The sequence below is a fragment of the Amycolatopsis decaplanina DSM 44594 genome (assembly GCF_000342005.1).
Taxonomy (GTDB): domain Bacteria; phylum Actinomycetota; class Actinomycetes; order Mycobacteriales; family Pseudonocardiaceae; genus Amycolatopsis; species Amycolatopsis decaplanina.
Genome location: NZ_AOHO01000055.1, coordinates 406,970 through 428,085 on the forward strand (window position 1 = coordinate 406,970; position 21,116 = coordinate 428,085).

The window sequence follows — 21,116 nt, forward strand, 5'->3', positions numbered from 1 at the left end:
GGGATCGGCCCGGCAAAGTGTATTTCACCTGGCTGTCCACTATTGTTCGGCGGAAATCGAAGACTAGGGATTTCCTTTGTTCGCCACCGGCTTGACAAGCGGGGGCATCGACCAGAATCGCCACATGGCGTCACTCAGTCCCTGCAGCCGCCGATCGAATTCGACCGGATCGGCCAGCAGAAGGGCAGGCGCCAGCTCGGTCTGCCCGGGAGCGGCGTCGGGAGGCGGTGAAGCCGGCCTCTCGGAACGCGAAGGCAGCGATTCCCGGGGCACGCGCCGATCGACGTCACCGAGCACCGTCTTCAACGCGGCCAGGCCTTTGCCCACCTCGGTGAGCGTGGCCGCGGCCAGTGCCGCCGCCTCGGTCCGTTGGGCGACCAGCCGTCGGATGAGCGACGGATCCGAAGTGTCCCGCGCGTTTCTGGTCAGCTGTTCCAGGACGGCGACGAAATCGTCCAGCGCCCGCGCCGCGCGGGCGTGCTCCTCCGCGACCATCCGGCACCGGGCGACCAGCTCGGTCCGGCGGCCCGAATACGCGTCGTGTCCCTGGCCGGACCAGCCATGAGGATCGACCTGGCGCAACTCGACGGCTTGGTCTTCCAACGACCGGGAAACGGCTCGCAGGCGTTCCGCCTCGCTTCGGAGCACACTGACGGTCCCCGCCGTCCAGGGCGCACTCGCCCCGTCCGGGTCTTCCGGATTCATCGTCCGTCCTCTTCGCTTCAGCCGAGAACGGCCTGGATGGTGTTGGCGTTCTCGGGGACGAAGGCGAGGCCGGCCTGCCACACAGGGCTTTCGGCGGCTTCGATCGTTCTGACCTTCTCGATCGCCTCTTCTTCCCTGTTCCGGTAGTCACGCGCGGCCTCGCCCAGCCGGTCGCCGAGCCGCCGCACGTCCTCGGCCAGCACGGCGACACTGTGCGCGGAAGCCTCCTGGAAGCTCTCCAGCGCCGCCACGAGCACGGGATCCCCCGCTTCGCTCGCCGTGGCCTTGAACCTCAGCGCCGGTTGCCTGGTGATCATCTCGGTGATGTCGTGGAGCCTGCTGCCCGCCCGGATCAGCTCGTCGGGAACGGCCTCGAAATTGATCATGTTCGCTCTCCTCGGGTCCGATCAGCACTCGCGGACGAGCCGGGCGATCTCCTCCGGCGGGAGGGGCAGCGTGGCGTCGGCACCGGCGCCCATCGCCGGACTCGGATCGATCAGGATCCCGGTCGGGAAGATCCGGCCCGCCGCCGTCCGCACGACGTCACGACCGGTCCATCGGCCGGTCCGGGTCCAACGCGCCCCGGTGGACTCGCGATAGGTGGCCAGCAACCCCTCTCCGGTGAAGACGCACAGCCACTCGCCTCGGGCCCCGAGCTTCGCCGCGAGCGGGACACCATCACCGTCCGCGGGTCCGTGGACAGGGCCGTCGAGGAACATCTTCAGTACCGGCGCCATCGGCGTCCGCAGACCGCGGATGGCGGCGGACAGTCCACCTGGGACCGCGACGGGTTCCGGTGCACCGGGCCGGATGTTCCCGGCCAGCCAGCGCGAGGCCCGGCCGAGGTCCTCGCCGGTGATCACGCTCTGTCCGGCGCTCAAGCTCTTCACGACAGCGGGCAGGAAAATGTCGTTGAACCGGCGGGTGCAGGTCCGGACACTGCATCCGACGCCACCCTGTTCCACCAATCTTTCGAGCCGCCGGACGACGCCGCTTTCCTCATCGGGCGAAGCCGCGCCGAGGTTGTACGCGGTCCAGACGATCAGGGGCATTTCCGGTTTCGAGAACTGACCCAGAACACGGTTCAGCCGCACGAGCACGATCTCCCGCACGCGTGACGCCTCGGCGTCTTCCTCGATACCCCAGCGATCGAGCAACTCCGGTCCCATCACCCTGGCGAGCCCGTCCTGCCAGATGCCGTTGCGCTTGTGGATGCCGAGCACACTGTCCTCGGGCTTTTTTCTTTTCGTCGTCGAAGCCACTATTCCTCCCCTGCGCGACCTCAAGAACGAAGAGCCTAGGCGACCGTAATTCGATGCACGAATCGCCCCCATCCACCTGGAAAACCGGCTTTCACCTGCGGATCTGCCAATTTTTGGACAGCTTCCGGGCCCGATTTCGTCATTTGTTTGCCACCGACTTGACAACGAACGAAGATGACCAATCGGTGGCGCACGAAAACCGTACGTACGTCTCCTGACCACTTCCTGGCCAAGGTCCGGCAGGGGATGCGCGAAGACGATCACTCCGCTTAGCGTCGAAGAGACAGCCGCTCGCCGAGCGGCCAGAAACCGGGAGTACGGAATGGAACTCGTCGTGATCGTCGGGCTGGCGATGCTGGTCGGGGCCGGGGCGGGCTGCCTCGTTTCGGCGCGGTGGCATCAGCGTCGCCGGGCGGAACTCATTCAGTTCGCCCAGGCATGGGAATACGCGCGGTACGCCGGATACGTCTCGGCGCACCGGTACCCGACCGGGACCGGTGCGCCTTTCTTGAGCTAGGCGTGGACGACGCGGGCCAGTTCCGCCGGCGTGGCCAGCAGACGGTGTTTCGGCAGCACGCGGACGGTATAGCCGATCGAGCCCGGATGCGGCAGTTTCAGCCGCGCCGCGAACGCGCCGATCCCGTCGCCCGACATCGGGACGGTGACGGGGTCGCTCAGTTCGTCACCGTCGCCCACCTTCCCGACGACGGCCTGGATGTCCACTTCGGACGGTTCGAGGCCGGCGAGGTCGATCCGGGCCCGGATCGTCACCTCGGTCCCCGTGACCATCGGCGCGGCGTCCTCGACGAGCAGTTCGGTGTCGAAGATCCGCACCCGCGGCCAGGAGACGTCCAGTTTGGTCCGGTAGTCGGCCAGCGACAACGCGCCGCGGTACCCGTCACCCGTGGCCTCCGCGACCATCCGCGACGCGGGCAGATAGCCCGATTCGACGTACTCCCGCACCATCCGCGAAGCCTGCACGCGCGGCCCGAGGGTCTCCAGCGTGTGCCACACCATCGACATCCAGCCGCCGGGCACACCGCCGGCGTCGCGGTCGTAGAACAGCGGCGCGATCTGGTGGCCCAGCAGGTCGTAGAGCGCCGCGGCCTCCAGTTCGTCGCGGCGCAGCGGGTCGGCGACGCCGTCCGCGGTGGGGATCGCCCAGCCGTTGCTGCCGTCGTAGCACTCGTCCCACCAGCCGTCGCGGATGGACAGGTTGAGCCCGCCGTTGAGCGCGGACTTCATCCCCGAGGTGCCGCACGCCTCCAACTGCCGCACCGGCGTGTTCAGCCAGACGTCGCAACCGCGGTAGAGGTAGCGCGCCATCGACATGTCGTAGTCCGGCAGGAAGACGATCCGGCGCCGGACCTCGGGATCGTCGACGAACCGGACGATCTGCTGGATCAGCTGCTTGCCGCCTTCGTCGGCCGGATGCGACTTGCCCGCGACGACGAGCTGGATCGGGCGCCGCTCGTCCAGCAGCAGCGCACGCAGGCGCTCCGGGTCGCGCAGCATCAGCGTGAGCCGTTTGTACGTCGGCACGCGGCGGGCGAAGCCGACGGTCAGCACGTCCGGGTCGAAGACCGTGTCGGTCCACCCGAGTTCGAGCGCGGACGCGCCGCGCTGCATCCACGCGGCCCGCACCCGGCGCCGTACCTCGGCGACCAGCTTCTCGCGCAGCTCCCGCCGCAGTGCCCACAACTGCTCGTCGCTGACGCCGTCCCGCAGCGGCTTTCCCTGAGCGCCGTCGAGGCCCAGTTCCTCGTGGTTGCGCCCGAGCAGCGCGCTCAGCTCGCGCGCCACCCAGGTCGGCCCGTGGACGCCGTTGGTGACCGAGGAGACGGGCACCTCGTCGAAGTCGAACCCGGGCCACAGCCTGGAGAACATCCGCCGCGACACGCGGCCGTGCAGCGCCGAGACGCCGTTCGCGCGCTGGGCGAGCCGCAATCCCATGTGCGCCATGTTGAACAGGCCGGGGTTGTCCTCCGCGCCGAGCGCGAGCACACGGCGCGGGTCGACGTCCGGGACCAGCCTGCCGTCGGTGAAGTACCGCTGGACGAGGTCGACGGGGAACCGGTCGATACCGGCGCTGACCGGCGTGTGCGTGGTGAACACGGTGCCGGCGCGGACGGCGGGCAGCGCCTCGTCGAACGCCAGCCCGTCGGCCTGGATGATCTCGCGGGCCCGTTCCAGCCCGAGGAATCCGGCGTGACCTTCGTTGGTGTGGAACACCTTCGGCTGCGGATGCCCGGTCAGCTCGCAGTAGCGCCGCACCGCGCGGAAGCCGCCGATCCCGGCCAGGATCTCCTGCCGGATGCGGTGGTCCGCGTCGCCGCCGTACAGCCTGTCGGTGACCGCGCGCAGGTCCTCGTCGTTGGCGTCGGTGTCGGTGTCCAGCAGCAGCAGAGGGATCCGGCCGACGCGGGCCTTCCAGATCTGCGCGTGCAGCGTGCGCCCGGCGGGCATCGCGACGTCGACCAGCACCGGCCGGCCGCCGTCGGTCAGCAGCTCCAGGGGGAAGGCGTTCGGATCGATCACCGGGTAGTGCTCGACCTGCCAGCCGTCGAGCGACAGCGCCTGCCGGAAGTACCCGGCGCGGTAGAGCAGCCCGACGCCGACCATCGGCACGCCGAGGTCCGACGCCGCCTTGAGGTGGTCCCCGGCGAGCACGCCGAGACCGCCGGAGTAGTTCGGCAGCGCCTCGGTGACGCCGAATTCCATCGAGAAGTACGCGACGGCGGGCGGGAGGTCGGCGTCGTCCTGCTTCTGGTACCAGCGCGGCTCGGCGAGATAGCGGTCCAGATCGGCGACCGCCTCGCGCGCGTGGGCGAGGAAGGCGTCGTCGACGGCGAGTTCGTCGAGCCGGGCCGGGGGCAGGGCGGTGAGCATCCGCAGCGGGTCGCGGACGCGGTTGAACAGCTCCGCGTCCATCGACGCGAACAGGTCGCGGGTGGGCGGATGCCAGGTCCAGCGCAGATTCGTGGCGAGGTCACCCAGGCCGGAGAGCGACTCCGGCAGGCTCGCGCGGACGGTGAACCGGCGGACTGCTCTCATGAAGAGCGACCATATCGCCACGGTCCCCGCCCCGCTCAAGACCCACTTCGGGGATTACCTGCACGCGGGCCATAAGCGCTGGGTAGGGTCCCTGCTTGCCGGAGTACGCGGCCCGGTCGGGGCCCTGACGACAAGCGAGTGAACATGATCCAAGGGGGAGTGCGGGGCTTTCGACGTCCGGCTCTGATCGCGGTCGTGGCGGTGCTGGCCCTCGGGCTGAGCGCTTGCGGCGACAAGGGAAGCTCGGCCGGGAAGCAGGGCAGCCAGCCGGGAGCCGGTGACATCGCCGGTCTGCCGGTCACGCATTTCGAGAGCGGGCTGAAGCCGGACGCGCCCAAGCCGGACCTGCAGGTCCGCAACGAGGACGGCTCAGAAGACGACCAGCTCGCCATCGCCGCGATCGCCGACGCGCAGGCCTACTGGACCGAGGTCATGCCGCGCGACTTCGGTCAGCCGTACGAGCCGCTGAAGTCGCTGCTGTCCTACAGCGCGAAGACCGACGACGAAGAGACCGAATGCGGGAGCGTCAAGAAGCTCGTCAACGCGTTCTACTGCCCGCCGGGTGACCTGGTGGCGTGGGACCGCGGCGTGCTGCTGCCCATGCTGCGCGAGCGGTTCGGGAAGATGGCGGGCGCCGTCGTGCTCTCGCACGAACTCGGGCACGCCGTGCAGTACCGGCTCGGCGAGAAGGCAGGCATCAAGAAGACCACCCCCTCGATCGTCAAGGAGCAGCAGGCCGACTGCTTCGCCGGCGGTTACTTCCGCTGGGTCGCCGAGGACAAGAGCAAGTTCTACCGGGTCTCCACCTCCGAAGGCCTCAACCAGGTCATGGCGTCGCTGTTCCTGATCCGCGACCAGGCGGGCACCAGCGCGACCAAACAGGGCGCGCACGGCACGGCCTTCGACCGCACGTACGCGTTCCAGGTCGGGTTCGAGAAGGGCCCGAAGGAATGCGCCGCGATGAACGAGGAGAACATCAAGGCGCGGATCACCGAGCGCCCGTTCGACAAGGGTGACAAGGGCAAGGGCGACGAGAAGCTCGACGCCGAGATCATCGGGATCCTGAAAAAGAGCCTCGACGAGGCTTTCAAGGGCGCCGGTGTCCCGGGCCCGGAGATCACCGAGGACGGCAACGGCAGCTGCCCCGGCGGCCCCAGCACGCCGCCCGCGTCGTATTGCCCGTCGAACAACACCGTCAGCATCGACATGGCCAAACTGCGCGAACTGGCCCAGCCGGTCGACCAGCAGGCGGAATGGGAAAGCGGGCACAGCGAGGGCAAGGGCGACTTCGCCGCGTTCTCGGAAATCGCGTCCCGGTACGCGATGGGCATCCAGAAGGGTGTCGGCGCGTCGATCGACAACGCGAACGCGGGACTGCGCACCGCCTGCCTGGTCGGCGCGTGGGCGAAGGCCAGCACGGTGCCCGGCGCGACGCTGCGGCTCTCGGCCGGTGACCTCGACGAGGCCATCTCGGACCTGCTGAGCCCGGAGAGCCTGGTCTCGGCCGACGTCAACGGCAAGCGCGTGGACAACGGTTTCGAGCGGGTCGAGGCGCTGCGGAAGGGCTACCTGGAGAGCTCGTCGGTCTGCTCGACCCAGTACGGCTGATCGCCCGCTCCAAAATACGTGAAGGCCCCCTTCACTGCGCTAGGCGCAGTGAAGGGGGCCTTCACGTATTCCGGGAACTCAGTACAGCGCGCTGGCGAGGTCCCGCCGCGCCTTCATGACGCGCTCGTCCGCCGAGTCGAACAGTTCGAACAGCGCCACCAGGTGCTCCCGCACCTTGTTGCGCTCGTCCCCCGCGGTACGCCGCACGACGGCGATCAGCCGCGCGAAGCCCGCCTCGGGCTGCTGTCCCGCGACTTCGAGGTCGGCGGCGGCGAGCTGGGCGTCGAGGTCGGCCGGGTCGGCGTCGGCCTTCGCGATCGCGTCCGGGCCGGCGGCCTCGGCGCGGGCGGTGAACTTGACCTGCGCGAGCGCGGTCTTGGCCTCCTCGTTCGCGGGCTCGACGTCGAGGATGCGCTCGTAGGCCGCCTGCGCCGCGGCGAAGTCACCGCGTTCGAAGGCCTCCTCGGCCTCGGTGAACCGCGGGTCCTCCGGCACCTCGACACCGCCGCCGTTCTGCTCGGCGGCCTTGATGCCGGGCAGCCGGTCGCGCAGCGCGTCGAGCAGCGAGCCGAGCCACTTGCGGATCTCGGGTTCGGGCAGCGCGCCCGAGAACGCGTCGACCGGCTGGCCGCCGCCGATGGCGATGACCGTCGGGATCGACTGCGCGCCGAAGAGCTGCGCGATGCGCGGGTTGGCGTCGACGTCCACCTTCGCGAGCACCCAGGCACCGCCGGACTCGGCCGCGAGGCGTTCCAGCACCGGGCTGAGCTGTTTGCACGGGCCGCACCATTCGGCCCACAGGTCGACGACCACCAGCTGCTGCAGGGAGCGCTCGACGACCTCGCTCTGGAAGGTCGCCTCGGTGACGTCGATCACGGCGCCCGCCGTGGCGGGGCCGCCGGGCGCGGCGCCGTCCGCGGGCCGCGGTGGGGCCGGAGGCTGTTTCTGGGGCGCTTCGGCACGCGCCTTGAGCGCGGAAAGGTCGACCGCGCCGGAAAGCGCGGCGGAGAGGGCCGCCGTCTTCGATGCTGATCCGCGTGGGTGTGTCACGGTTCCATCCTGGCACGCATCCCCGAGCCTTTCACCGCATGCCCCCGGCTGCCCGCTTGGCAGGACGGCCGGAGTTCCGGCAGGCTCGCCACGAGGGGGTGATCGACATTCCGACACGCAGGACGGCCACCGTGGCCGTCGCGATCGCCATCGCCGTCACGTGGGTGAGCGTCATCACGGTGCTGATCGCCCATCAACCCCACCCCGGTGTCGCCAGTCCCGGGCAGCTCCGGGAGGGCCTCACCGACGCACTCAACGAGCACGACGTCGAGGCCCTCTCCGAACTCATCGACTATCCGCCCGCGTCGGCGGGCGACTTCGCGAAGTCCTATATCGACGCGCTGGCGGGCCGCGGCGCCCACGACGTCACGGTGAAGTTCGCCCCGGACGAGCTGGCGCCCACTTCGGCGACGGTCAGCGGGAAGCTCGGCGACGGCAGTTCCTTCGGCTATCGGGTGGCCATCGCGGTCAAGGACAAGCTGTGGCTGGTCGCCTTCACCCCGCCGCTCCCTTGACTCATTCGCTCAGATGCTTCTCGACGCGCTCCACCTTCGCGGTCAGCTGCCCTTCGTAGCCCGGCCGGATGTCGGCCTTGAGCACCAGCCCGACCCGCGACGAGCCCTCGCCCGCCGCCTCGACGGCCCGCTTCACGACGTCCATCACTTCGTCCCAGCTGTCACCTTCCAGGTTTGTGAACATCGCGTTGGTCGAATTCGGCAGGCCGGACTCGCGCACCACTTTCACCGCGCGGGCGACCGCCTCGCTGACGCCGCCGTCCTCCTCGGCCGCGGACGGGCTGACACTGAAGGCCACGATCATCTTCTGCTCCTCGTTCAGACGCTTTTGCCACGCATAACACCCGGTGGTGCGCCGTGGTACGGGTACCCGCTGGTAACTTCGGGCGCCATGAGCCCTCCGTTGCCGTTCGATCCGATAGCCCGCGCGGCGCAGCTGTGGGAAGCCCGTATCGGGCCGTCCGAAACCATGGCCGCGGTGACCGGGATCATGCGCGTGCAGCAGATCATCCAGTCCGCCGTGGACGGCGCGCTCAAACCGCACGGGCTGACCTTCGCCCGGTACGAGGCGCTGGTCCTGCTGACCTTCGCCCGCGCGTCCCACCTGCCGATGCGCGTGATGGGCGAGCGGCTGCAACTGCATCCGACGAGCGTCACCAACATCGTCGACAGGCTGGAGAAGGACGGCTTGGTCAAGCGCGTGCCGCATCCGACCGACCGCCGGACCACGCTGGTCGAGATCACCGACGAAGGCCGCGCACGCCGCGAAGAGGCCACGAAGGCGGTCACCGAAATCGACTTCGGGCTGACCGGGCTCACCGGCAAGCAGACCGAGCAGCTGACCGACCTGCTCACCAAGGTCCGCAAGGCCACCGGCGACTTCACGGAATAACCGAGAGCACACGAAAGGCCCCCTTCCATCAGGACGGGGGCCTTCGCGTATTTGCCGAAGATCAGGCGGCGGCAGCGGTTTCCGGGGTCCGGGTGAACAGGCCGACACCGCCGTGCGACAGCCGCTGCGGGCCGTCGAGCTTGCCGTTGCGCAGCGCCCAGGACTCGAACAGCCAGGTGAACAGCGGCGGAATGCTGGAGAGCAGCGCGAGGATCAGGGTCTTCGGGCGCCAGCCGAGCGGCTTCGCCACGGACAGGGAGACCAGCACGTAGAGGACGAACACGACGCCGTGCACCATGCCGAGGACGGGAACGCCGCCCTCGCCGAGCTTGACGGCGTACTTGAGGAACATCCCGACCAGCAGCCCGGCCCAGGAGAGGGCTTCGGCTACCGCGGCCACGCGGAATACTAGAGCGGCCTTGCTGGACACTTTCTCCTCCTGTGGGGTCTCACCACTATGCGTGCACACATGACTACGTCCGACGAGCACTGTCCAAGGCGGACTCGCCAAGAACGTCAACAGCACTGTCGGACGTGGTAATACCAGTGTGAGGCGTGACGGCCCTCACCGGAACACCGGGGGTCGTGATGCTGCTCACGACCCCCGGCACGAACCGGTCTAAACCACTCGGATCACCCGGCGCAGGGCGACTTCGGCGCACCTTCGGGGCCGCTCGCCCAGGTGGCCTTCGCCACATCTTCGGTGAGCTTGAAGTCCAAAGTGGTCCCTCGCGTCAACTGTTCCAACCCGACGTACGCACGCTGCGACCCGGATCCCAGCCCCTGGACGTACTGGAGCTTCGACCCGTCGGCGCCGTCGGCCTTGATCGTGATGTCGCGACCGTTCTCCAAGTGCACCACCGACTTCTCGAACCTGGGCGCGTTCAGCAGGAACTGCCCGGTGCCCGGCACCGCCGGATACAACCCCAGCGCGCTGAAGACGTACCACGCGGACATGGTCCCGAGGTCGTCGTTTCCGGTGACACCGTTTGGCGCGTTGGTGAACAACGTGTGCGCCGCGCGGACCACGGCCGAGGTCTTCCATGGCTGCCCGGTCAGCGTGTACATCCAGGGCGAGTGCAGGTCCGGCTCGTTGTTCGGGTTGTACCGGAACTGGTTGTAGTAGTTGTACGGGCCGACGACCCATTCCTCGCGCACGGTCTTCGCCGGGTCCTTGAGCAGATCCCCGTAGGCGAAGAAGTCGTCGAGCCGCTTGCCGGCGTTCTCCTTGCCGCCCATGCGTTCGACCAGACCGGGCACGTCCTGCTGGGTCAGCCATTGGTACTGCCACGACGTACCCTCGTGGAACCCGTCCTGGCTCTGCGGGTCGAACGGCTTGCCCGCCGGGCTGAACCATTCGCCGCCTTCGAGCTTCGGCCGGTAGAAACCGGTGAAGCCGCGGTCGGTCACCGACGAATCCCACAAGGTGCGATAGGCGCGTCCCTTGTCCGCCAAGGCCTTGGCGTCGTCCTTCTTGCCGAGCCCGGCGGCCATGATGGACAGCGAACAGTCAGCGAGCGCGTATTCCAAAGTGGCCGAAGCGCCGTGGTTCGGGTCTGTGTCCTGTCCCTTCTTCGGGAAGTCCTTGTCGTACTGGACGAACCCGTCCTTCTGGTAGCTCACGTTCCCCGAGCGGCCCTGGAACGGCGAGGACGCGGGCGGGATCTCCCGCGAGTTCTGCAGAAGTGCCTGGTAGGCCTTGAACTCCTGCCCGGACAGCGCGCCGAAACGCCACAGGTCGACGAGGAACGGGGTGACCGGATCGCCGGTCATCGTGTTCGTCTCCTGGTTCGCGTACGCCCAGCGCGGCAGCCAGCCACCCTGGTCGTGGATGGCGAGCACCGACTTCGCGACGTCCTTCGCCCGCGACGGCCGCAGGAGGGCTAGCAACTGGTTCTGCGTGCGATAGGTGTCCCACAACGAGAAGAACTCGTAGTACGTCCAGCCCAGCGCGCGGTGGATCTTGTCGTCGAACCCGCGGTAGCGGCCGTCGGCGTCGTTGCCGGTCAGCGGCTGCAGCAGCGCGTGGTAGAGCGAGGTGTAGAACACCGTGCGGTCGTCCTTCGTCCCGCCCTTGATGTCCACTGAGGACAGTTCTTTGCGCCAAGCGCGCTGGGCGCCGTCCCGGACCGAGTCGAACGAACGACCCTTCTCCGAGGCCAGGTTGAGCCGGGCACCGACCGCGTCCACATGGGAGATCGCCGTCGTCGCGGTGACCTGCCCGCCGCCGAAGGTCAGCCAGGCGCCGCGCAGGCCTTCACCGCCGGCCGACTCCTTCGAGCCCGGAGTGCCGCCTGTCGGCGACCAGGTGCCGAAGGACTTGAACGGCTTGTCGAACGTCGTGGTGAACCAGGTCTTGTACGGTTTGCCGCCACAGAACGCCTGCGCCTGGACCATCCCTTCGACCGTCCGGTCCCCGACGACGCGGATCTGGCTCGCCGTCACGGGCTCCTTGTCGTTGGCCTGGCCGACGTTGACGAAAACGTTCGCATCGCCCGATTTCGCGAAGGTGTACCGCTCGACGCCGGTTCGCGTGGTCGCGGTGGTCTCCGCGTCGACGTCGCCGTAACCGGTGAGCCGCACCTTGTAGTAGCCGGGTTTGCCGACCTCGCCCTCGTGCGTGTACGGCGAGGCGTACTTCTTGTGGTCGAACGTCTCGGGTTTCGTGGTGTCGAACGTCGCGCCGGGCCCGACCGCGCCGGTGGTGGGCAGGGACGACACGAGACCGCCCTGCTCCCAGCAGCCCGCGCCGGACAGGAAGAAATGCCCGAAGCCGCGGATCGCGGTGTCGTCGTAGCGGTAACCGGCGTAATGCGAGGAGATCGGGCTGACCTGCGTCATCCCGAACGGCGCCGAAGCGCCGGGGAAGGTGTTGCCGTCGTCCTTGGTGCCGATGAAGGTGTTGACCGCGTCCACGGGGTCGCCACCGGGCGCCGCCGCCGCGACGGGCGTGAGCAGCCCGGCGGGGAGGGTGAGCGCGGTGAGCAACCCGGCGATGCGGATCGAGGTGCGTGCAGGCATGGGAAAGGCCGCCTCCTGACAACGTTGTCGCTGCCCGCTCACCTTCGACAAGAACAGACCACCTGGTCAAGAGGTCCGCCAAACCCTGTCCGATTCGGGACATGCTCATCCGAGCGCTTCGGCGACCTCCACCGCCGCGCGTTCGCCCGCTTCGATGGCGCCGTCGAGGTAGCCGGGGTGCTCACGCGCGGTTTCCGAGCCGGCCCAGTGCACGTGCCCGGACGGGGCCGACGAAAGCGGCGGGAAACCGTCGGTGGCACCCGGCTCGGGCAGCGCGGTATAGCCGCCGCCCACGTGCTCGTCAAGGTGCCAGGCCTTTTCGTGCCAGCCGGCGGGTTCGAGTACGGCGGAGCCGAGATGCGGGACCAGCGGCCGGAGCAGCGCGTCACGGCGGGCCGCAGCGTCCAGCCCGTCGAGCCACCGCGCCCGGGGACCGCCGACCAGCACGCACAGATGTCCGGGCCCGCCGGGAGAGGTCGTGTCGAACACCGTCTGCCCGAGGCCGTCCAGGGAGAGGAACTCGCCGTCCGCGCGCTCCCGCCAGAACGGCCGCTCGTAGACCGCGATCGCCTTGTGCACCGTCCCCATGGAGGTGTTCTTTTCGAGGTCGAGCCGCTGCCGTGGGAGCGGGGGCTCGTGCGCGATCCGGGCGGCGACCGGCGGCGGCACGGCGATGACGACCTTCGCCGCCCGCAGCCGATCCACGCCGGTGCGCACGGTGACCCCGTCGTCGTCCCGGACGATCGAGGTGACCGCGGCCCTGGTCCGCACCCTCGGGCCGAGTTCGGCGGCGAGACCGTCGACGAGCGCTCCCATGCCTTCGGCGAGCAGAGCCTCCTGCGCCCCGCCGCCCGCCGACAGCATGGTCCGCAATCCGCCCTGGACCCGGATCATCCTGGCCATCGCTTCGACTGAGAACCGCTCGGGATCGACCGTCCACGACACCGCGACCAGCGCCTCCAGCAAGCCGCGTGCCCGGCGGCCCGGCACCGCGCGCAGCACCGATCCGAGCGTCGTGCGGTTCCACCGCTTCGGTGTGCCCGTCCGGGCCAGCACACCCGCCACTGCCAGCGCGAGACCGGCGGGCAGCAGGGCGAGCGACCATGGCGGCACTCGCTTGCCTGCCTCGATCAACCCGGGAAACATCCCGGCGCGCATGGGGAACTTGGTGGCGCCGAACTCGGTTGCCAGCGCCGTGACCCGGTGATGATCGGCCCCGATCCACTGCCCGCCGAGGTCGAGCCGGGAACCCAGCACGGTCGTTTCGCTCAGGACACGTCCGCCGATCCGGCCGGCGGCCTCCAGTACGACGACTTCGACGCCTCGCCGGTGCAGAGCGCGTGCCGCCACCAGCCCCGACAAGCCGGCACCGACGACCACGACAGTCGTGTCCATTCGCCATCCTCCACAACTCAGTCAGTCGTATGACTTGACAATAGGACAGTGGACAGCGATCCGCAACGACCATGGTCACGTGCGGGAAACCGTCAGGCGGGCCGGATCTCCGCCGAGGCGATGAGCATCGCGATGACGGTGTCGAGATCGGCGCGGGCGCGCTCTTCGTCGGGGTCGCAGACGTACTGCACGATGAGCCCGTCGACACCGGCGAGCATGACCCTGGCGAGCCGGTCGTAGGACAGGGCGCACGTTTCGCCCGCGTTGACGGCCGCCTCCCGGCACCAGTCGGTCAGCACCGTGACGTAGCGCCGGTACTGCCAGCTCGCCATGCTTTCCTGCCCCGGCTTGCGAAGCGCGTAGTGCAGGAGTTCGCCCTGCATCAGCTGCAGCTTAACGTGATCGGCGACCAGCTCCGACCAGAAACTCGTCAGGCCCTGGCGGATCGCGTGCGCCAGCCCCCGGTCGAGTTCGACCGTCCCGGTCAGCACGGTCGAGATCTCCTCGACCACGTCCTCGATCACCGCCCGCAGCAACGCCTCCTTGCTGGAGAAGACGTATTGCAGCGTGCCGAGCGGGACGCCGGCCTCGGCGGCGACCGCGCGCAAGGTCGTCGCGGCGACGCCGTCACGCAGCATCACCTCGCGCGCGGCGGCGACGAACTGCCTGCTGCGCACCGACGCTTCGACATACGGCATCCCACACTCCCCTCGATCGGACATGACCCTGCCACAGCGGGACGCGGAGCCCCGGTCCGCGTAACGGTTCGACCTCGGAAGGCGCCTCCAGGACGAACCGGGCATTGACATCGCAGCGGTGCCGGCGTTCAATTCCGGCCACTATGACAACGTTGTCTTCCAGTGGGCCGGACAACGGCCACCGCACCACCGGCCGACGGGCCACGATGAGTGACGTGGCCCGGCTCGCGGGCGTGAGCATCAAGACCGTCTCGCGGGTAGTGAACGACGAGCCCGCCGTCCATCCGGACACCGCGGAGCGCGTCATGGCGGCGATCGAGCAGCTCGGGTTCCGGCGCAACCTAGGCGCGCGGAACCTGCGGCGCGGCTCGACGACCGGGACGATCGGCCTGATCGTCGAAGACGTCGGAAACCCCTTCTACTCCGAGCTCAACCGGGCCGTGGAACGCATCGCGACCTCGTTCGGCCGCCAGGTGCTGACCGGTTCGTCGGAGGAGAACTCCGACCGCGAACGCGAACTGGTCCTGGAGTTCTGCTCCCGCCGCGTCGACGGCATCCTCGTCGTCCCGGCCGGGATGCAGCACGGCTATCTGGTCCCCGAGATGCGCGCGGGCACGCCGGTGGTGTTCCTCGACCGGCCTGCCGGCGACATCGTGGCCGACACGGTGCTGGTCGACAACATCGGCGGCACCGTCGAAGCGGTCGCCCACCTCGCGAAACACGGCCACCGCCGGATCGCGTTCCTCGCCGACAGCCCGGACATCTTCACCGCGGGCGAACGTCTGCGCGGCTTCCGGGAAGGCTGTGTCCGCAACGGGATCCCGTACGACGAGAACCTCGTCGTGATGCGGACACCGACCGCCGAGAGTGTCGGCGAGGCCGTGCGACGGCTGCTCACCGGGCCGAACCCGGCCACCGCCGTGATCGCGGGCAACAACCGGGTCGCCGTGCACCTGCTGCGCGCGCTGGCGCACGCCGAGCGGCGTCCCGCGATGATCAGCTTCGACGACTTCGAACTGGCGGATCTGCTGGATCCGCCGGTCTCCGTGATCGCGCACGACGTGAGCGCGCTGGGCCGGGCGGCCGCGGACCTGCTGTTCGCCCGGGTCCAGGGAGATCAATCCGCACCGAGAAAGGTAGTTCTGCCCGTGCATCTCGTAGCCCGCGGTTCCGGGGAGGTCGCCCCTTCATGAGCGGCCACCTCGAACCGATCCGCCTGCCGGCGAACCAGCCGCCGCAGTTCTACCGAGGCGGCGACGCCATCGCCGCGTTGCGGGGCGCCCCTTCCGAGTCCAAGTTCGGGCCCGAAGACTGGGTCGGCTCGGCCACCACGATGTTCGGCCAGGAGACCAACGGCCTGACCAAGCTGCCCAGCGGGGTCTGGCTGCGCGACGCCGTCCACGAGAACCCTTCCGCCTGGCTCGGCGCCGAGCACGTCGAGGCGCTCGGCGATTCGACCGGCCTGCTGGTGAAGCTGCTCGACGCGGGCCAGCGCCTGCCGGTGCACTTCCACCCGACGGACTCGTTCGCGAAGCGGCACTTCGACTCGCACTTCGGCAAGACCGAGGCGTGGATCGTGGTCGGCACCTACGGCGACGACCCCCGCGTCTACCCCGGCTTCAAGGAGACCGTCGACAAGGCGACGGTCAATGAGTGGGCCCGCACCCAGGACGCGCCCGCCATGCTCGAGGCGCTGAACAGCGTCGCGGTCACCCCCGGCGACACGGTCTACATCCCGGCGGGCCTGCCGCACGCGATCGGCGAAGGCGTGTTCGTGGTCGAACTCCAGCAGCCGACCGACTTCTCGCTGACCCTGGAATGGCGGGACTTCCTGGCGAACCCGGAGAAGGCACACCTCGGGATCGGCTTCGAGACCGCCATCGAAACCCTGGACACCTCGGGCTGGGACGAGGAGCGGCTCGGCTCGATCATCAAGCGCACCGCGGGCGAAGCCGCGTCCACTGTGGACCTTCTCGCCGACGGCAGTGACGCGTTCTTCCGTGCCGATCAGCTCCGTCCCGCCGCTTCCGTTTCCGGTAGGTCGACAACGTTGTCACTCGATCCGTCGTTCGCGGTACTGGTCGTCATGGACGGTTCGGGCACGCTCCGCACCGAACACGGCGGCGAATACGCGCTGCGCAAGGGCGAGACCTACGTGGTCCCGCACGACGCCGGTCAGTCCACTATGGAGGGCGACGTCACGGTCATCCGCTGCCGGCCGCCCGCCCCAGGGAAGAGGGAGCGATCGTGAGCGAACTCCTGCTCGACGCCCAGAACCTGGTCAAGCGCTATGGCTCGGTGGAGGCGCTGCGCGGCGCGTCTTTCCAGGCACGGGCCGGTGAGGTCACCGCCCTGATCGGCGACAACGGCGCCGGGAAGTCCACTTTGAGCTGCTGATGTCCTCGTGAGTGGTAAGGACGGTTCTAACCGTCCTTACCACTCACGAGCGTGGGTGGAGCCAGCCTTTCCAGCGCTCCGTACAGCGCGGCGCCTCCGCCCAGGTGCCCCAGCGCGTAGGCGTACTCGCCGTCCTCCAGGAGCACCTCGGGTCCCGAACCGGTCCACTCGAGCCGGTAGTGCCACCAGTGCATCCACCGCCCCACGCGCCGCTTCTCGCGGTGCACCCTCAGCCGCGTGACCTCGGTCCACCGGACCTCGAAGTCGTTCTCCCTGGCCGCCACCGCGAAGCCCGAGGCCGAGATCGTCAAGGAACCGGCCGACCGCCGCAGGCCGAGCAGGATCAGCCCCGCGAAGGCCACGCTGAGCAGGCCGAACAGGACGCCATACCCGGTCTGCCGCACTTGCCCGGCCAGCGACACGACGACGGCCACCACACCGCCTCCGCCGAACACCACGAAACCCACCAGCGCGAACCGCCGCATCACGACGTCCAAGCGCAGCATCACCGCATCCCCTCCGGCCATGTCCGGAGCGTAACCGGCGAAACCACACACCGACGTTAGGATCTAGGCCCGACGTCGTGGAGGAGGCCGGATGACCACCCGTCTGCCCTGGCGTCCCGCCGTGAGCGCGGATCCGGTGCCGGTGCTCGCCGCCGCCCAGCGCGTCTCCGACGACCTCATGGACGGCCTCGCCGGGCCACGCGCCCGCCACGCCGCGCACGGGCTCCGGCGGCTGTTCGGGGTCTCCGGTCTCGGTCTCGGCGACCTGTCCGGTTCGCTCGTCTGGTCCGGCCGTCCGGCGGCGGACGACGTCGTGATCGCGGCTCTCGACGAGGTCCTGCACTCCGAGACGCCGGTGTCCGAGCCCGGACTGCTGGCACTGCCGCTGCACGTCCACGACGAACTCGCCGGTGTCCTCCTGGTCACCGAAGGCAAGACCGCCGTCGCCCGCCAGGCCGCCGAACTCGTCGTCCACGCGCTCGAACGCGGCAGGCTGGAGGCCTCCGCCGAGCAGGCCGCGGAGGCGGAACTGCGCGCGCTGCGGGCCGAGATCTCGCCGCATTTCGTCTACAACGCGCTCACCGTGATCTCCTCGCTGGTCCGCTCAGACCCGGATCGCGCCCGCGACCTGATGCTCGACTTCGCCGAGTACACGCGCTACAGCCTCGCCCGGCACGGCGAGTACACGATGGTCGCCGAGGAGTTCCGCGCCATCGAGACGTACCTGGCGTTGCAGCGCGCGGTGCTCGGCGAACGGCTGCGGGTGCAGGTGCGCGTCGCGCCGGAGGTGCTGGCCGTCGCGGTGCCGTACCTCGTACTGGAACCGTTGGTGGAGAACGCGATCCGGCACGGGATCGAACCACGCGCCGAGGCGGGGTTCATCCAGGTTCAGGGAATGGCGGAAGGGAACGACTGCGTGATCAGCGTCGAGGACGACGGTCTCGGCATGGACCCCGCGCGGGCGGCGGCGATCCTGGCCGGGCGCGGCGACGACGGCGGCGTCGGACTGGCCAATGTGGACAGAAGGCTGCGCAGCGTCTACGGGCCCTGGTACGGCCTGACGGTCGAGACCGAGACCGGCGCGGGCACCAGGGTCGTGGTGCGCGTGCCCCGATTCCAGCCGGGGGTGCTGCCGTGACGAACGGGCTGCGGGTGCTGGCAGTCGACGACGTCCCGCCCGCCCTCGACGAGCTGTGCAGCCTGCTGCGTGAGGCACCGGAAGTCGCCGAGGTGGTCGCCGCCGGTGACGCGGTCAACGCGCTCAAACTGTTGCAGGGCAGTCATTTCGACGCCGTCTTCCTCGACATCTCCATGCCCGGCCTCGACGGGCTCGAACTCGCCTCGCTGCTGGCGCGGCTCAACGAACCGCCGGTGATCGTGTTCGTCACCGCGCACGACGGTCACGCCGTGGCCGCGTACGGCATCGGCGCGGTCGACTACCTGCTCAAACCGGTCCGCGCGGAACGGCTGTCCGCCGCACTGTCCAAAGTGGTCAGGATGGCGGGCAACCAGGCCGACGAGCCGAAACCCGCGCCGGACGCGATGTCCGCGCTGCCGGTGGAATCCGGTGGGCGCACCCGGTACGTCCGGCGCGACGACGTCCAGTTCGTCGAGGCGCACGGCGACTACGTCCGGCTGCACACGAAATCCGGCGTCCACGTCACACGGATGCCCATCTCCCGGCTCGAAGAGTATTGGGAGGGAACGGGATTCACCCGCGTGCACCGGGGTTTCCTGCTCGCCGTGGACGCGGTGCTCGAACTGCGCAGCGACACCACCGGCGGGCTGCTGGCGCATACGGAGGCGGGCGACGTGCCGGTGAGCCGGCGCCACGCGCGCGATCTGCGTGACCGGCTGCTCGCCGCCGCGCAACGGGGCGAACTGGGGCGGGGCAGCCGCCCGTGAGCCGAGTCAAACGGGTCGCCGTCACCAGCCCGCAGACCCGGCTCGCGCATTCGCGGCGCCGGGCACGGGGGCGCTGGCGTGTCCCCCGGCTGGCGGCGAACGACGCCGAACGCGCGGATCTGCTGTACCGGGCCCAGCGCCGCCGCGGGCTCCCCGCGCTGGCCGGGATGTTCGGGCTGGTGTTCGGGCTCCCGCTGGTGTTCGGACTCTTCCCCGGGCTGGATTCGGTACGGCTGCTGGGTATCCCGCTGTCCTGGCTGATGATCGCGATCCTCCCGTACCCGGCCATGGCGCTGCTGTCGTGGTGGCAACTGCGCCGGGCGGAAAAAATCGAGGACGAGTAATGGTGGCCGCGTTCGCGGTGGCCCCCGTCGTGCTGGTCACCCTGCTGATCGGGTTGCGCGGGGTCGCGGCCATGCGCACGACGTCGGACTTCCTCGTCGCCTCGCGCCGGATCTCGCCGCTGGTCAACTCCGCCGCGGTCTCCGGTGAATACCTGTCCGCGGCGTCGTTCCTCGGCGTGGCGGGGCTGGTGGTGAAGGACGGCATCGGCGCGCTCTGGTATCCGGTCGGATTCACCGCCGGGTACATCGCGATGCTGGTGCTCGTGGCGGCTCCGATGCGGCGCTCCGGCGCGCTCACCGTCCCGGACTTCGCCGAAGCGCGGCTCGCCTCCCCCGCCCTTCGCCGCCTCGCGGCCGTCGTCGTCCTCGTGATCGGAACCCTCTACCTGGTCCCGCAATTCCGGACCGCGGGGCTCGTGCTGACCGCCGTCGGCGGGACGCCGTACTGGGTCGGCGTCGTCATCGCGGGCACCGCCGTCAGCGCGACTCTGGCGCTCGGCGGGATGCGCGCGGCGACCTATGTCCAGGCCTTCCAGTTCGTGCTGAAACTGCTGCTGTTCATCATCCCCGCGATCTGGCTGGTCTCCCAGGTCTCCCCTGAGCAGCGATCGGCCTCGGTGCACCCGGTGGAGTTCACCCACTTCGCCCGTGACACCAAGCTGTCCTTCGAGATCGACGTGACGCTGACCCTGCGCGAGCCGACCACCCTGCTCACCCCGGAAAAGCATGTCGTGCCGCCGGGAGAGCTGGTGGCCAGGAGCGGGGAGAGCCTGGAATTCGCCGAGGGCACCCCGGTTCCCGCCGTCCGGGGCGGTGCCCCGCTGGGCGGGCCGGACTGGCAACGGCCGCTGCTCGACCTCGGCGACCACGGCTATCCGCTGCTCGGCACGTGGGCGATCCTGATCGCCACCATGCTCGGCACCATGGGCCTGCCGCATGTCCTGATGCGCTTCCACACCAGCCCGGACGGCCGCGCCGCCCGCCGGACCGCGGCGATCACCGTCGCCCTGCTCGGCGTCTTCTACCTGTTCCCAGGGGTTTACGGTGTCTTCGGCCGCGTGCTGGTGCCCGAACTGTACGTCTCCGGCGCGACGGACACGGTCGTCGTCGCGCTGCCGGCGCAGGTCGACCACGGCTGGGCGGGGTCGCTGTTCACCGGGCTGCTGACGGCGGGCGCGTTCGCCGCGTTCCTGGCGACGTCGCTCGGGCTGCTGCTGGTGATCTCCGGCGCGGTCGCGCACGACCTGGCGCCCGGCGGCCTGCGGAGACTGCGGTGGTCGGTGCTCGGGGCGGCGGCCGTGATGGTCCTGCTCGCGCTGCCGTCGGCGAGATTGGACGCGGGCGTTCTCGTCACCTGGGGTTTCACCGTGGCCGCATCGACGTTCTGCCCGTTGCTGGTGCTCGGCATCTGGTGGAACCGGCTCACCGCCGCGGGCGCGATCAGCGGTGTCCTCGCCGGGCTCGTCGCGTCTTCCGGCTCGATCCTCGTCGCCCTGTTCGTTCCCAGTCTGAGCGGTCTGCCCGCCATCCTGGTGTCGCAGCCCGCGCCTTGGTCGGTTCCACTGGCATTCGGCGTAATGATCGTGGTTTCCTGGCGGGGCAGGCCTCCCGCCTGGTCGACGGCCGCCATGCTGCGGCTGCACTTGGACGATCGCACAGCCGGGACCCCTTCGTCGTGGTCCGACCACCGTTCGTCGACCGTTCGTCGTCTCGGCAGGCGTTTGAACCGCTGAAGGTTCCGGTCCTCATGACCCCTCCCTAACG

Annotated in this window: 21 protein-coding genes and 1 pseudogene; 11 read left to right on the plus strand and 11 right to left on the minus strand. The window is 69.4% G+C overall.

What is annotated here, in order from left to right:
* Positions 1-63 precede the first annotated feature (63 nt).
* The 3 genes from H074_RS19080 to H074_RS19090 are packed head-to-tail and all read right to left on the minus strand — an operon-like array spanning position 64 to position 1,967.
* Positions 64-705 (minus strand): putative T7SS-secreted protein, encoded by a 642-nt coding sequence (locus tag H074_RS19080; protein WP_007031684.1) that lies wholly within the window; start codon positions 703-705, stop codon positions 64-66.
* Positions 706-722: 17 nt separating this feature from the next.
* Positions 723-1,091: a hypothetical protein gene (locus H074_RS19085; RefSeq protein WP_007031685.1), complete on the minus strand. Its 369-nt coding sequence runs from the start codon at positions 1,089-1,091 to the stop codon at positions 723-725.
* A 21-nt stretch (positions 1,092-1,112) separates the two neighbouring features.
* On the minus strand, positions 1,113-1,967 hold the full coding sequence (locus H074_RS19090) for a hypothetical protein (RefSeq protein WP_007031686.1): 855 nt from the start codon (positions 1,965-1,967) through the stop codon (positions 1,113-1,115).
* Between the two features lie 322 nt (positions 1,968-2,289).
* On the opposite strand from H074_RS19090, the gene H074_RS19095 reads away from it, so the two are divergent.
* A complete protein-coding gene (locus tag H074_RS19095) occupies positions 2,290-2,484 on the plus strand; it encodes a hypothetical protein (RefSeq protein ID WP_007031687.1) in 195 nt (64 codons plus the stop codon).
* Here H074_RS19095 and glgP read toward each other — a convergent pair.
* Positions 2,481-5,021, minus strand: a complete 2,541-nt coding sequence (gene glgP, locus H074_RS19100) for an alpha-glucan family phosphorylase (protein ID WP_007031688.1) — start codon at positions 5,019-5,021, stop codon at positions 2,481-2,483. The genes H074_RS19095 and glgP overlap by 4 nt on opposite strands.
* A gap of 138 nt (positions 5,022-5,159) precedes the next feature.
* On the opposite strand from glgP, the gene H074_RS19105 reads away from it, so the two are divergent.
* Positions 5,160-6,629 (plus strand): neutral zinc metallopeptidase, encoded by a 1,470-nt coding sequence (locus tag H074_RS19105; RefSeq protein ID WP_083920449.1) that lies wholly within the window; start codon positions 5,160-5,162, stop codon positions 6,627-6,629.
* Positions 6,630-6,707: 78 nt separating this feature from the next.
* On the opposite strand, the gene H074_RS19110 is transcribed toward H074_RS19105, so the two are convergent.
* Entirely contained in the window at positions 6,708-7,679 is a 972-nt protein-coding gene (locus tag H074_RS19110; protein ID WP_007031690.1) for a tetratricopeptide repeat protein, read from the minus strand.
* Between the two features lie 98 nt (positions 7,680-7,777).
* On the opposite strand from H074_RS19110, the gene H074_RS19115 reads away from it, so the two are divergent.
* Positions 7,778-8,194: a hypothetical protein gene (locus H074_RS19115; protein WP_007031691.1), complete on the plus strand. Its 417-nt coding sequence runs from the start codon at positions 7,778-7,780 to the stop codon at positions 8,192-8,194.
* Position 8,195: 1 nt separating this feature from the next.
* Here the strand turns inward: H074_RS19115 and H074_RS19120 are convergent, their stop codons facing one another.
* A complete protein-coding gene (locus tag H074_RS19120) occupies positions 8,196-8,498 on the minus strand; it encodes a thiamine-binding protein (protein WP_007031692.1) in 303 nt (100 codons plus the stop codon).
* 87 nt (positions 8,499-8,585) lie between these two features.
* On the opposite strand from H074_RS19120, the gene H074_RS19125 reads away from it, so the two are divergent.
* Positions 8,586-9,086 (plus strand): MarR family winged helix-turn-helix transcriptional regulator, encoded by a 501-nt coding sequence (locus tag H074_RS19125; RefSeq protein ID WP_039922790.1) that lies wholly within the window; start codon positions 8,586-8,588, stop codon positions 9,084-9,086.
* 61 nt (positions 9,087-9,147) lie between these two features.
* Here H074_RS19125 and H074_RS19130 read toward each other — a convergent pair whose 3' ends face one another.
* The 4 genes from H074_RS19130 to H074_RS19145 all read right to left on the minus strand — a co-directional run bounded on the left by H074_RS19130 (position 9,148) and on the right by H074_RS19145 (position 14,200).
* Positions 9,148-9,516, minus strand: a complete 369-nt coding sequence (locus H074_RS19130) for a DUF3817 domain-containing protein (protein ID WP_039922791.1) — start codon at positions 9,514-9,516, stop codon at positions 9,148-9,150.
* Between the two features lie 203 nt (positions 9,517-9,719).
* Positions 9,720-12,107 (minus strand): GH92 family glycosyl hydrolase, encoded by a 2,388-nt coding sequence (locus tag H074_RS19135; RefSeq protein WP_007031695.1) that lies wholly within the window; start codon positions 12,105-12,107, stop codon positions 9,720-9,722.
* 105 nt (positions 12,108-12,212) lie between these two features.
* The gene (locus H074_RS19140) at positions 12,213-13,502 is read right to left on the minus strand and encodes a flavin monoamine oxidase family protein (RefSeq protein ID WP_007031696.1); all 1,290 of its coding nucleotides are present in this window, start codon (positions 13,500-13,502) and stop codon (positions 12,213-12,215) included.
* A gap of 92 nt (positions 13,503-13,594) precedes the next feature.
* A complete protein-coding gene (locus tag H074_RS19145; protein ID WP_007031697.1) occupies positions 13,595-14,200 on the minus strand; it encodes a TetR/AcrR family transcriptional regulator in 606 nt (201 codons plus the stop codon).
* 206 nt (positions 14,201-14,406) lie between these two features.
* On the opposite strand from H074_RS19145, the gene H074_RS19150 reads away from it, so the two are divergent.
* The 3 genes and pseudogenes from H074_RS19150 to H074_RS39360 form a co-directional block, all read left to right on the plus strand.
* Positions 14,407-15,393, plus strand: coding sequence for a LacI family DNA-binding transcriptional regulator (locus tag H074_RS19150; protein WP_039922794.1), 987 nt, complete (start codon positions 14,407-14,409; stop codon positions 15,391-15,393).
* Positions 15,390-16,451 (plus strand): class I mannose-6-phosphate isomerase, encoded by a 1,062-nt coding sequence (locus tag H074_RS19155; protein WP_007031699.1) that lies wholly within the window; start codon positions 15,390-15,392, stop codon positions 16,449-16,451. Before H074_RS19150 ends, H074_RS19155 begins: the two co-directional genes overlap by 4 nt.
* Positions 16,448-16,588, plus strand: a pseudogene (locus tag H074_RS39360) (ATP-binding cassette domain-containing protein); the annotation flags it as partial. The gene H074_RS19155 and the pseudogene H074_RS39360, both read left to right, overlap by 4 nt.
* 35 nt (positions 16,589-16,623) lie before the next feature.
* Here the strand turns inward: H074_RS39360 and H074_RS19160 are convergent.
* Positions 16,624-17,124 carry a hypothetical protein gene (locus tag H074_RS19160; protein WP_235096813.1) on the minus strand — a complete coding sequence of 167 codons (501 nt, stop codon included), beginning with the start codon at positions 17,122-17,124 and terminating at the stop codon, positions 16,624-16,626.
* 70 nt (positions 17,125-17,194) lie between these two features.
* Between H074_RS19160 and H074_RS19165 the strand changes: the two genes are divergently transcribed.
* The 4 genes from H074_RS19165 to H074_RS19180 are packed head-to-tail and all read left to right on the plus strand — an operon-like array spanning position 17,195 to position 21,085.
* Positions 17,195-18,241 carry a sensor histidine kinase gene (locus H074_RS19165; RefSeq protein WP_007031702.1) on the plus strand — a complete coding sequence of 349 codons (1,047 nt, stop codon included), beginning with the start codon at positions 17,195-17,197 and terminating at the stop codon, positions 18,239-18,241.
* Positions 18,238-19,008, plus strand: coding sequence for a LytR/AlgR family response regulator transcription factor (locus H074_RS19170; protein ID WP_007031703.1), 771 nt, complete (start codon positions 18,238-18,240; stop codon positions 19,006-19,008). The genes H074_RS19165 and H074_RS19170 overlap by 4 nt, the downstream gene beginning before the upstream one ends.
* A complete protein-coding gene (locus tag H074_RS19175) occupies positions 19,005-19,352 on the plus strand; it encodes a hypothetical protein (RefSeq protein ID WP_007031704.1) in 348 nt (115 codons plus the stop codon). Before H074_RS19170 ends, H074_RS19175 begins: the two co-directional genes overlap by 4 nt.
* On the plus strand, positions 19,352-21,085 hold the full coding sequence (locus H074_RS19180) for a sodium/solute symporter (RefSeq protein WP_007031705.1): 1,734 nt from the start codon (positions 19,352-19,354) through the stop codon (positions 21,083-21,085). The genes H074_RS19175 and H074_RS19180 overlap by 1 nt, the downstream gene beginning before the upstream one ends.
* Positions 21,086-21,116 lie beyond the last annotated feature (31 nt).

Bases quoted from the DNA above. Each gene is read 5' to 3' on its own strand.
- H074_RS19080 (WP_007031684.1), bottom strand. From the start codon at position 705: ATGAATCCGGAAGACCCGGACGGGGCGAGTGCGCCCTGGACGGCGGGG.
- H074_RS19085 (WP_007031685.1), bottom strand. From the start codon at position 1,091: ATGATCAATTTCGAGGCCGTTCCCGACGAGCTGATCCGGGCGGGCAGC.
- H074_RS19095 (WP_007031687.1), top strand. From the start codon at position 2,290: ATGGAACTCGTCGTGATCGTCGGGCTGGCGATGCTGGTCGGGGCCGGG.
- glgP (WP_007031688.1), bottom strand. From the start codon at position 5,021: ATGAGAGCAGTCCGCCGGTTCACCGTCCGCGCGAGCCTGCCGGAGTCG.
- H074_RS19120 (WP_007031692.1), bottom strand. From the start codon at position 8,498: ATGATCGTGGCCTTCAGTGTCAGCCCGTCCGCGGCCGAGGAGGACGGC.
- H074_RS19125 (WP_039922790.1), top strand. From the start codon at position 8,586: ATGAGCCCTCCGTTGCCGTTCGATCCGATAGCCCGCGCGGCGCAGCTG.
- H074_RS19135 (WP_007031695.1), bottom strand. From the start codon at position 12,107: ATGCCTGCACGCACCTCGATCCGCATCGCCGGGTTGCTCACCGCGCTC.
- H074_RS19140 (WP_007031696.1), bottom strand. From the start codon at position 13,502: ATGGACACGACTGTCGTGGTCGTCGGTGCCGGCTTGTCGGGGCTGGTG.
- H074_RS19145 (WP_007031697.1), bottom strand. From the start codon at position 14,200: ATGCCGTATGTCGAAGCGTCGGTGCGCAGCAGGCAGTTCGTCGCCGCC.
- H074_RS19150 (WP_039922794.1), top strand. From the start codon at position 14,407: ATGAGTGACGTGGCCCGGCTCGCGGGCGTGAGCATCAAGACCGTCTCG.
- H074_RS19155 (WP_007031699.1), top strand. From the start codon at position 15,390: ATGAGCGGCCACCTCGAACCGATCCGCCTGCCGGCGAACCAGCCGCCG.
- H074_RS19160 (WP_235096813.1), bottom strand. From the start codon at position 17,124: ATGGCCGGAGGGGATGCGGTGATGCTGCGCTTGGACGTCGTGATGCGG.
- H074_RS19165 (WP_007031702.1), top strand. From the start codon at position 17,195: ATGACCACCCGTCTGCCCTGGCGTCCCGCCGTGAGCGCGGATCCGGTG.
- H074_RS19180 (WP_007031705.1), top strand. From the start codon at position 19,352: ATGGTGGCCGCGTTCGCGGTGGCCCCCGTCGTGCTGGTCACCCTGCTG.